Origin of the sequence: Kineococcus indalonis, from assembly GCF_009906395.1 — a bacterium.
In the GTDB taxonomy this organism is placed as follows: domain Bacteria; phylum Actinomycetota; class Actinomycetes; order Actinomycetales; family Kineococcaceae; genus Kineococcus; species Kineococcus indalonis.
Genome location: NZ_JAAALM010000095.1, coordinates 1 through 9,936, shown reverse-complemented (window position 1 = coordinate 9,936; position 9,936 = coordinate 1). Strand labels below are relative to the sequence as shown.

The window sequence follows — 9,936 nt, the reverse complement described above, 5'->3', positions numbered from 1 at the left end:
CGCCCGGCCGGTGCGGCGGTGGCTGCGAGCCGCCGGCCCGGCGGCGCGGGCCAGGTCGAGCAGGTGAGCGTGCTCGACCTCGTCCAGCTGCAGGGCGCGGGCGACGGCTCCGAGCACCTCGGGAGAGGCGCCGCACAGGTTGCCGCGCTCCAGGCGGGCGTAGTACTCCACGCTGACCCCGGCCAGGTCGGCGACCTCACCGCGGCGCAGGCCGGGGACCCGGCGGTAACCGCGGGGGGTGCTCAGGTCCGCCTGCTCGGGGGTGAGCCTGGCCCGCCGTGAAGTCAGGAAGTCGCGGACGTCGTCGCGGGTGCTCACGGCGTCAACGCTAGGTCGCCTCGGGTGCGTCCTCCACCGTCGAGGGGTGCCCTGGCAGAGCACCCTAAGGCGAGGCGCCCCAGGAGCAAGCACGCCAGCCCGCGTCATCTGGGTCGCGTGGCGGTCGACCGCTGATCGCGGGGGCCGCATTGCAATCCCTTCGAAGGAAGGTCGTCCCGGTCGCTTGGACGTCGACGGCGGTGGCTGCGTTCCCGGATCTGCTTGCCAGGCTGCCCCCACCCGCAGACCCGAACAGTCGTCAAAGCCCGGCGTAGAAGTCGTCGATGAGTTGGTTGGCTGCAGCACGGTCCTGAGCACTAGCCAGCCGTCGGTCACGCTCAACGTCTGCGCCGGCACTGCGGCGTTCGAAGCTCATCGGAGTGCCACGGGCAGGGCTGCAGCCGCCAGTGCCACTCCTGCGACGCTGCCCGCTACGACCTGGCCCCACGAGTGGCGTTGCAGCCGCCACCGGGACCAGCCCACGACGGGCACGAGAGCCGCGAGCGGCAGCAGCTTCCCCTCGAGCGCAACGAGGACGGTGACCGAGGCCGCCAGCACGAGGGCGTGCAGGGAGATCTTCCACCAGTGCGAAATCACTGCCCCCACCGCGACGCTGGTCAGCATCAGAGCGGTGAAGACCTGGGTGGCCGTGGTCGCGCCGAGCAGTCGGACCAGCAGCAGGGACACCACGACGCAGCCGACCGTCATGAGCAACAGGCGGGGACGGTCCTCGCGGCGGCTGACGTGGTGGTCGTCGTAGCGGCCGGTGTGCACGCCGCGGGCGACGACCGCGTAGGGGATGCCGGCACTCAGGACGGTCACCAGCAGGCCGTGCAGGGCGCCGCGCCACCACGGTACGGTCGTCATGGCCCCGACGAGCGGTGGCATGACCGCGGCGCAGATCCAGGGAGCGAAGACCTCGCTGGCGATCTCAGCCGCGCGGATGTCGACCGGCTTCTTCGTGCCCGATCCGCTGATCACTGCCTCGCTCACGCCGCGGCCCGGGAGTACACCGCTCGATCCCGTCCCGTCCTGATCAGGGCGGTGTACTCCCGGGCCACGCCGGTCAGCCACTCCGCTTCGCGTGAGACGTCGTCGGCCACTGTCGTTTCACTCGGGCCGCCGGTGCTGCGCACTGGCGCCACCTCGGGTGCCACACCGATGCGTGCCGCGGTGATGGCGTCGGCCAGTCGGTGCGCCTCGGCGGCCTCCGGCGTGGTCGCCGAGGCACCGAGGGGGCGCACGTAGGGGCGCAGGGCCAGTCGGGCGTCGTGGATCTCGATGACGCGCCGGTACAGCCGCCACCGGACGTCGCGCACGGCCAGGGCCTCACGCGCCGGTGAGCGGGGCTGCTCGAGCGCCACCTGAGGTGCCACGTCGGCGAGGTCGCGCCACAGGGGGAAGAGCTGACGAAGCTGCTGACGCGCCTGCGACCACTCGTGGAGGCTGCTGGTCAGCGCGCTCGCAGCGGGCCAGCTGACGGCGGTGACGGCGAGCAGGGACGCCACCGAGCCGGTGATCAGGCAGCCGATGCGGGTGGCGGCCACGACACCGGGCCGGTCGGCGAAGAGCGCGACCTCTCCGATCAGGCGGAGCAGGACGTACCCCAGACCTACGCCCGCGCCGGCGGCGAGCGTGTGCAGGCCGGCGTGCAAGGTGCCGCTCGTGCGGCGCTTCAGCCGCGACCAGGCGGCCAGCACGTCGGCGAAGCACCACCCGAGGAAGGCGGTGAAGGTCACGACGAAGATCGCGACGAGGGGCTCGGCGCCGTAGACCACGAGGTAGTCCGCCGAGGCGTCACGGCCCGGCGCGGCGGTGAAGACGGACACCAGGAGAACCAGGGCGGCGATCAGCGCGGCCACGCGCCGGCGCAGCCGGGGCCGGGGGTGCTGGTCGGGCTCCACGGCGAACAGGAAGATGCACTGCGTCGCCACGGCCGTGACCATGAGCAGCGCGCGGCCGACGAGGTCGCCGATGTGGGCGATGCCGGTCAGCGAGTACAGGATCCGCTCGCCGGGGAAGGTGAGCGCCGCGGCCGAGGCGGCGAGGGCGACCACGGTGATCGCGACCACGCGCCGGCCGGCGTCGACGCCGGGTGCGAGGTCGCGCAGCCGCGGGATCGCCGCCAGGCACAGCAGCAGCGTCACGCAGCTCGAGATCCGCTCAGCCACGCGCCGCCCCGAAGCTGCGGGCCAGGGCCTGCACCTCCCGCGAGGCCGCGTGGGGGAGGGCGTCGAGGGCCGGCATGCGCTGCAGCACCATCGAGGCGAAGACCTCCGCCTCGCGCTCCTCCTCCGTCGAGTAGGAGCTGCGCTGCAGGACGCGCTCGATGGTCGAGCGGTCGACGTCGGGCAGCAGGCGCGCGGCGACGTCGTCCGCCAGGACGTCCGGGCCGCCGTGGTCGAAGACCACGTGCGCGAGCTCGTGGGCGAGGATGTGCCGCCGGTGCACACCGCTCGTGCTCTCGTCGACGAAGACGTAGTCGGCCGCCGCGGTGGACACCCAGGCGCCGCAGGGGCCGGTCGTGCTGTGCGGCAGGACGTGGACGGGCCGGCCGCGGAGGTCGGCGACGGCCGTCGCGAAGGCGTCCGTGCTGAAGGTGTCGGGGAGTGCCAGGTCGCGCAGGCGTGCTGCGCACCGGTGCCGGAGCGCGCGCAGGCTCACGGCTGCACCGTCCTCTCAGTCCTTGTGCTCCTCGCCGGCCCGCTCCGGCAGGCCCTCGAGCTTGCGCACCCGCTCGATCATCTCCGCGATGGTCGCCAGGCTCTCGCTGCTCAGCCCAGAGGCCCGCAGCGCGACCCTTCGTACGTCAACGTCGCGCAGGGATGCAAGTAGGGCCAGCTGCTCGTCGACCCGCGCGGCCAGGGCGTCGTCGAAGAAGTAGCCCGGCGGGACGCCGAAGAAGGACGCCAGGGCCTCGAGGTGGCGCATGGTCGGGTTGTCGCGCTTGCCGTTGCGCAGCATCCACAGGTACGCCGCCGAGATCGTCGGCCCACCCGTCTCCTTGATCGAGGTTGCGACGTGCTCGTAGGAGTACTCGCCCTTGGCTGGTCGAACCGTGCGGAAGAGGTGGTCGACCTTGGCCGCCAGCGGCCCGGGGGCCGGTGCCTCCTCCGAACGTGCGCCGTCGACCGCGTCCTCGCCCTCCGGGCGCACGTCCGCCACGAGCCGTCTCCTCCTCGCCTGTGTCGCGCCTTGACAAGTGTTCACAGGGGACTAACCTTCAAGTCGTCCCATTAACTGGTGTAAATGGCAGGTGTGAGCCAGCCGCTCTGATGTCGATCCGTCCGGCGACCCCTGAGCCCGCCCTTCCCACCAGTCGTGCCTGTCCAGTCCTGCCTGTCCGGTGGCCTCGCGTGGGCGAGGCCGCCGTGATCCTGGGCCCAACCGTAGTCGTGAGGGGAGTGGTCGTCCGTGAGGACAGCGATCACAGGCCTGTCCGCCCTCCTCTGCAGCACCGTCCTGATCGGCGGGGCGATGTCTGACACCGACGCCCGGGCGGCCGTCGCACCGGGGCAGGCGCTCGACGTCGAGGCGCTGCCCGCGGCCGCACGGCAGTGGATCGACACCCTCGAATCGGCCCGTGCCTCCGCCTGCCCCGAGCTGCCGCTGACGTGGCTCGCGGCCGAGGTGCAGGCGGAGTCCGGCTGGGACCCGCACGCCTTCTCCAGCGCCGGTGCGGCCGGGCTGCTGCAGGCGATGCCCGCCACCTGGAGCGCCGCGGGTGGGGGAGCGGGGTGGGACCCCGGCGCCAAGCCGCCGGCCGACCACGCCGTGTGGGACCCGCAGCGCCACTTCGCGGTCGTCCTGCCGTGGATGTGCGCCAACCTGCGTGCCGTGACCGCCCACCTGCAGGCCACCGGCAAGAGCGCCAGCCCGCTGGATGCCATGGCGGTGTGCCACCTCGCGGGCTGCTCGCGGGTGACCGGCTCGGCCACCGGCGTCCCGGCCGCCGGGGAGGCCGGGTGCGGCGCGGACTGCGCCGCCCAGGTCACCAGCTACCTGGAAGCCATCCACCGCTACCTCGACGAGTACACCGCCGCGCCCACCGCGACCGGTGGCGGCCAGGCCGCGGCCTTCACCGGTGCCTCCGCCGGCTGCAGCGTGCCCGACCCCACCGGCACCGGCGGGTGCGTCACCGCCGCGACGAACTGGGGCGTGCAGCAGATCTGGGCAACCTTCGGCAAGCGGCCCACCTCCTGCTGGGACGCGCACGCGTGGAACCCCACCTCCGACCACCCGCAGGGCAAGGGCTGCGACCTCACCTTCGGCGAGCTCGGCAGGTTCCCCGGCGACGCCGACGTCAGCGCCGGCTGGCAGCTGGCCACCTGGCTGCAGGCCAACGCCGCCGCCCTGCACGTGAAGTACGTCATCTGGCAGGGCCGCATCTGGTCCACCGGCCGCGACGACGAGGGCTGGCGCGCCTACACCGGCGGCGGTGTCTACGACGCCGAGGACGCCACCGGCGGCCACTACGACCACGTCCACGTCTCGTTCACCGACTGATGCACCACCGAGGCGTCCGCGCCATCCTGAACGGCACCACGACGGGAGAGGACCGATGAGCCGCCTCCAGCTGGACCTCGAGCAGATCCGCACGCTGCCACCCGTCGTGGACGTCCCCACCGCGGCCGCCGTCCTCGGCATCGGCCGCACCGCCGCCTACGAGCTGATCCGCACCGACAACTGGCCCACGCCCGTCGTGCGGCTCGGCAAGCTCATCCGCGTGCCCACCGCCCCGCTGCTCGACCTCGTCGGAGTGCGGCGGTGAAGAGGGGCACCGTGTGGCAGCGGCACGTCGCCGCCTGCCCGCGCGACGCCGACGGCGAGCTGCTGCCGCACCGCTGCCGCGGGCCGTGGGGTTTCATCGTCGACTCCGGTCGCCGCCCCGACGGGAAGCGCCGGCAGAGCACCCGCTCGGGTTTCGCCACCAAGCGCGAGGCGCAGCAGGCCCTGGACGCCGAGGTCACCCGCCAGCAGGCCGGGCTGCGGCAGGACCGCGCCTTCACCGTCGCCGAGTACCTCGAGCAGTGGCTGACCGGCAAGCGCAACCTGCGCGAAACCACCCGGCGCAGCTACGCGATGCACATCCGGCGCTACCTGACCCCGTCGCTGGGGCACTACCGGCTGCAGGACCTGCGCGCCGACCACCTCGACGCCCTGTACTCCGACCTGCTCGACGGCCGCCACGGCGGCACGAGCGCGGCGACCGTCCAGCACGTGCACCGCACCCTGCGATCGGCGCTGAACACCGCCGTCAAGCGCCGCCTTCTCGCCTTCAACCCCGCGGTGCAGGTCGAGCTGCCGCAGCACCGGCCCGCGCGCAGTTCCGTGTGGGAGCCGCGCCACATCGCCGCGTTCCTCGACTCCGCTGCCGAGCACCGCCTCTCCGCGCTCTTCCACCTCATCGCCTTCACCGGCATGCGCCGCGGCGAGGCGATCGGGCTGCACTGGCGCGACGTCGACCTCGAGCGCGCCCACGTCGTCGTGGCGTGGCAGATCACCGAAGGGGACGACGGCCCGCGGCTGGGGGCGCCGAAGACGGCGGCCGGCGCGCGGGTGGTGCCCATCGACCCGCTGACCGTCGACGTCCTGCGGGGCCACCGGGTGGTGCAGGAGGCCGAGCGCGCCGCGTGGGGGCAGGCGTGGGTCGAGCACGGGCTGGTCTTCACCCGGGAGAACGGCGATCTGCTGCGGCCCGACGTCGTCACGCACACCTTCCGCAAGCTCGTCGAGGCGGCCGGGGTGCCGGTCATCCGGCTGCACGACCTGCGGCACACCCACGCCAGCCTCGCGCTGGCCGCCGGGGTGGACATCAAGATCGTCAGCGACCGCTTGGGCCACTCGACGACGAGCATCACGGCCAACCTGTACACGCACGTGGTGCCGGAGGTGGCGCGCTCGGCGGCCGACGCGATCGCCGCGGCCGTGGCGTACACCCGCGGTGATCAGCCGCGCGGTGTTAGCGGGGTGTTAGCGCGCAGGGCCTCCGCGGCGGCCGGCAGGAGCCCCCCGGTGAGTGAAGCTGCAGGTCAGCGCGGTGGGCCCCCAGGGGCTCGAACCCTGAACCCGCGGATTAAAAGTCCGCTGCTCTGCCAGTTGAGCTAGAGGCCCGGACGCGTGCGTCCGGGGGCATCCTCTCAGACCGCGGGACGGCGCGGGCGGGGGTCGGTGCAGGTGGCTTCGAGGTGCCGGGGGGGCCGCGGTGGGATAAGGATCCGGGGTGAGCACACACACCGGCACCACCGATCAGGCCCAGCCCGTGGGCCTGCGCCGCGCGATCAGCGGCAAGCTCCTCTTCCTCTTCATCCTCGGTGACGTCCTGGGGGCCGGCGTGTACGCGCTGGTGGGTCAGCTGGCCGGTCAGGTGGGGGGCGCGATCTGGGTGCCCTTCGCCGTGGCGCTGGTGCTGGCGGCCCTCACGGCGGCGTCCTACGCGGAGCTGGTCACCAAGTACCCCAAGGCCGGGGGAGCGGCGGTCTTCGCGCAGCGGGCGTTCCGGCGGCCGGTGGTGTCCTTCCTGGTGGGCTTCTGCATGCTGGCCGCGGGGGTGACGAGCGTGGCGGGGCTGGCGCTGGCGTTCTCGGGTGACTACCTGGGTGCCCTGGTGGACGTGCCGGCGCTGCCGGCGGCGCTGGTGTTCCTGACCCTGGTGGCGCTGCTGAACATGCGCGGGATCAAGGACTCGCTGCGCGCGAACGTCGTCATGACGGTGGTCGAGGTGGGTGGGCTGCTGCTGATCGTGGCGCTGGCGGCGGTGGTGCTGGGCCGCGGCGACGGCGACGCGGGGCGGGTGCTGGAGTTCGCGCCCGGGCGCACGCCGGTGGCGGGGATCCTCGCCGCGGCGGTGCTGGCGTTCTACTCCTTCGTCGGCTTCGAGACCTCCGCGAACGTCGCCGAGGAGGCGGTGGACCCCTCGCGCACCTACCCGCGCGCGCTCTTCGGGGGCCTGGCCGTCGCCGGTGTCGTGTACGTCCTGGTGGGCCTGGCCGTCTCCACCGCCGTCGCCCCCGAGCAGATCGCCTCGTCCTCCGGGCCGCTGCTGGAGGTGGTGCGCGTGGCCGACGTGGGGCTGCCGAGCTGGCTGTACTCGCTGATCGCGCTCGTCGCGGTGGCCAACGGCGCCCTGCTGACGGCGATCATGTGCAGCCGCCTGACCTACGGCATGGCCGTGGAGGGGCTGCTGCCCAAGGTCCTGTCCCGGGTCCTGCCGGGGCGGCGCACCCCGTGGGTGGCGATCGTCGTGACCACGCTGGTGTCGATGGCGCTGGTGCTCAGCGGCGACCTGGCCACGCTGGCCGCGACCGTCGTGCTGCTGCTGCTGTTCGTCTTCATCAGCACCAACGTCGCCGTGCTGGTGCTGCGCCGCGACCGCGTGGAGCACCGGCACTTCCGCGCCCCCACCGTCCTGCCCGTCCTCGGCGTCGTCTCCTGCCTGGCGCTGCTGACCCAGCAGGAGGCCGGGGTGTGGCTGCGGGCGCTGGTGCTGCTGGCGATCGGCGCGCTGCTGCACGCGGTCACGCGCCGCGCGGTGCGCACGGGCGGGCAGCCGGGCGAGCGGGCCGTCAGCGGTCGCTGACGGTGAACCAGACGACCTTGCCGAGGGCGGTGGAGCGCACCCCCCACGCGCTGGACTCCTCCTGGAGCATGCCGATGCCGCGCCCGCTGAGGGCGTCGTCGTCGTGCACCTGCAGCACGGGCAGGCGGTCGTTGTCGTCCTCGACCTCCACGTGCACGTCGCCGGCGCCGGCGCGCACCCGCAGCCGGGTCTCGCTGCGGCCGTGCACGACGGCGTTGGTGACGACCTCGCTGGTGAGCAGCACGGTGGTGTCCACGAGGCCCTCGGGCAGCCCGGCGCGGTGGCAGCAGCGCTGCGCCAGGCGGCGGGCCTCGCGGGCCGAGCGCGGGTCGGCGGGCAGGGTGACGTCGATCTCGTCGCGCACGTCGATCACGGCGGGCGTCAGCGCGCCGTCGGGGTCCACGTGCAGGACGAGCAGGGCGGCGTCGTCCAGGGCGTCCTCCTCCAGCCCGGCCACCAGGGCGTCGGCCCACGCGGTGGCGTCCAGCCCGTCCGGGCCGGACAGGACGGCGGCGAGCAGGCCGATGCCGTCGTCGAGGTCGCGGTCGCGCCGCTCCACCAGGCCGTCGGTGTAGAGGACGAGCACGTCGCCGGGGAAGACGTCGGTGACGTGCTCGTGGCGCACCGCGCCGGGGTCCACGCCCAGCAGCAGGTCCCCGTCCAGGCCCAGCACCTGCACGCGCCCGTCGGCGCGGCGCAGCAGCGGCGGCAGGTGCCCGGCGTTCGCCCAGCGCAGGCGCCAGCCGGTGCCCGCCCCGGCCGGCGCGTCCACGGTGGCGAGCACGGCGGTGGCCATGACGTCCAGCCCCAGCCCGGCCACCGCCCGGTCCAGGCGCGCCAGCAGGTTCACCGGGCGGTCGTCGCCGTCGTAGGCCAGGCCGCGCACGAGGCTGCGCACCTGCCCCATCGCCGCCGCGGCCGCCTGGTCGTGCCCGCACACGTCGCCCACGACGAGGACCGTGCCGCCCGAGCCGGTGGGGAAGGCGTCGAACCAGTCGCCGCCGACCTCCGCGCCGCGCGCGGCGGGCCGCGAGCGCACCGCCACCCGCAGCCCCTCGTGCACCGGCGGGCGCGTCAGCAGGCTGCGCTGCAGGACCTGCCCCATCCGCTCGGCGGCGCTGAGGTGCTCGCGCCGCTGCAGCACCCGCGCCAGCGCGCGGGCGCAGTGCGCCGCGCACGCCTCCACCACCGCCAGCTCCGCCTCGTCGGAGCGGTGCTCCTCGCGCCACGCCACGGCCAGCGCCCCGATCGGGCGGCCCTCGTGCAGCAGCGGCAGCGACGTCCACGCCCGGCGCCCGGTGCGCTCGACGACCTCGCGCATCACCGGCGCGAACGCCTCCGCCGCGGCGGGGTCCGGCAGCACCACCCGCTCGCCGGTGCGGGCGCTGTGGCACACCGGCAGCGGGCTGTCGGCGGGGACCAGGGCGTGCTCGGCGCGGATCCCCTCGTCCAGGCCGGTGCTGCCCGTCAGCCGCCAGCCGCCGCCCTCGACGGGGGAGGCGAGGCCGCCGCCGTCCACGCCGAGGACGGCCAGGCCCTCCTCGACCACGAGGTGCTCGATCTCCTCCAGGCTGCCGGCGCCGGTCAGCCGCAGCGACAGCTCGGCCAGGGTGGTGGCGGGCCCGTCGAGGCGGTGCAGGGTGAAGCGGGTGCGGCCGGCGCCGTCGCGCACCGGGGCGCTGGTGCCGGGCAGGCGCCCGTCCGCGGTGAGCAGCGCGGGCACCGCCTCGGCGGGCCGGCGGCCCACCAGCTCCTCCGGGCCGCGCCCCAGGCGCTCGGCGCAGGCGCGGTTGACGGCCACGACCACCCCCTCGCCGTCGAGGAGGAGGTAGGCGGAGGGCAGCTGCTCGAAGACGCTGCGGAAGTCGACGGTGCCGTCGCGGGCGCCGTCGCGGGCGTCGTCGCGGGCGCCGTCGCGGGCGCCGTCGCGGGTGTCGCCGGGAGCGCTCACCGGGGACCTCCCGCCGTCGGGGCCGGCCCGGGCCCCGGGCCGCTCGTGCACCATTGCACCACCGCCGCCCGCCCGTGTCCGCCCCAAC

The 9,936-nt window shown here is 74.5% G+C and carries 9 protein-coding genes, 1 tRNA gene and 1 pseudogene; 4 read left to right on the top strand and 7 right to left on the bottom strand.

Annotated elements, in window-relative coordinates:
* The 5 genes from GTR00_RS07035 to GTR00_RS07015 all read right to left on the bottom strand — a co-directional run.
* The coding region (locus tag GTR00_RS07035) for a helix-turn-helix domain-containing protein (RefSeq protein WP_166610922.1) at positions 1–318 on the bottom strand (318 nt) is incomplete at its 3' end.
* A 372-nt stretch (positions 319–690) separates the two neighbouring features.
* Positions 691–1,311, bottom strand: a complete 621-nt coding sequence (locus GTR00_RS07030) for a phosphatidic acid phosphatase (protein WP_166610921.1) — start codon at positions 1,309–1,311, stop codon at positions 691–693.
* On the bottom strand, positions 1,308–2,465 hold the full coding sequence (locus tag GTR00_RS07025) for an MAB_1171c family putative transporter (protein ID WP_166610920.1): 1,158 nt from the start codon (positions 2,463–2,465) through the stop codon (positions 1,308–1,310). The genes GTR00_RS07030 and GTR00_RS07025 overlap by 4 nt, the downstream gene beginning before the upstream one ends.
* A 16-nt stretch (positions 2,466–2,481) precedes the next feature.
* Complete coding sequence (locus GTR00_RS07020; RefSeq protein WP_166610919.1) at positions 2,482–2,982, bottom strand: ImmA/IrrE family metallo-endopeptidase; 501 nt, start codon at positions 2,980–2,982, stop codon at positions 2,482–2,484.
* 15 nt (positions 2,983–2,997) lie between these two features.
* Positions 2,998–3,474: an XRE family transcriptional regulator gene (locus GTR00_RS07015; RefSeq protein ID WP_407659650.1), complete on the bottom strand. Its 477-nt coding sequence runs from the start codon at positions 3,472–3,474 to the stop codon at positions 2,998–3,000.
* Between the two features lie 321 nt (positions 3,475–3,795).
* On the opposite strand from GTR00_RS07015, the gene GTR00_RS07010 reads away from it, so the two are divergent.
* The 3 genes and pseudogenes from GTR00_RS07010 to GTR00_RS26310 all read left to right on the top strand — a co-directional run.
* The gene (locus tag GTR00_RS07010) at positions 3,796–4,824 is read left to right on the top strand and encodes a lytic transglycosylase domain-containing protein (protein WP_166610918.1); all 1,029 of its coding nucleotides are present in this window, start codon (positions 3,796–3,798) and stop codon (positions 4,822–4,824) included.
* Positions 4,825–4,879: 55 nt separating this feature from the next.
* Positions 4,880–5,089: a DNA-binding protein gene (locus tag GTR00_RS26315; RefSeq protein ID WP_166610917.1), complete on the top strand. Its 210-nt coding sequence runs from the start codon at positions 4,880–4,882 to the stop codon at positions 5,087–5,089.
* Positions 5,086–6,141 (top strand): annotated as a pseudogene (locus GTR00_RS26310) (site-specific integrase); the annotation flags it as partial. The gene GTR00_RS26315 and the pseudogene GTR00_RS26310, both read left to right, overlap by 4 nt.
* Before the next feature lie 218 nt (positions 6,142–6,359).
* On the opposite strand, the gene GTR00_RS06990 reads toward GTR00_RS26310, so the two are convergent.
* A tRNA-Lys gene (locus GTR00_RS06990) sits at positions 6,360–6,432 on the bottom strand.
* 109 nt (positions 6,433–6,541) lie between these two features.
* On the opposite strand from GTR00_RS06990, the gene GTR00_RS06985 reads away from it, so the two are divergent.
* Positions 6,542–7,897, top strand: coding sequence for an APC family permease (locus GTR00_RS06985; RefSeq protein WP_166610916.1), 1,356 nt, complete (start codon positions 6,542–6,544; stop codon positions 7,895–7,897).
* On the opposite strand, the gene GTR00_RS06980 is transcribed toward GTR00_RS06985, so the two are convergent.
* Positions 7,884–9,848 (bottom strand): ATP-binding SpoIIE family protein phosphatase, encoded by a 1,965-nt coding sequence (locus tag GTR00_RS06980; RefSeq protein ID WP_166610915.1) that lies wholly within the window; start codon positions 9,846–9,848, stop codon positions 7,884–7,886. The two genes, GTR00_RS06985 and GTR00_RS06980, sit on opposite strands and share 14 nt — an antisense overlap.
* Positions 9,849–9,936 lie beyond the last annotated feature (88 nt).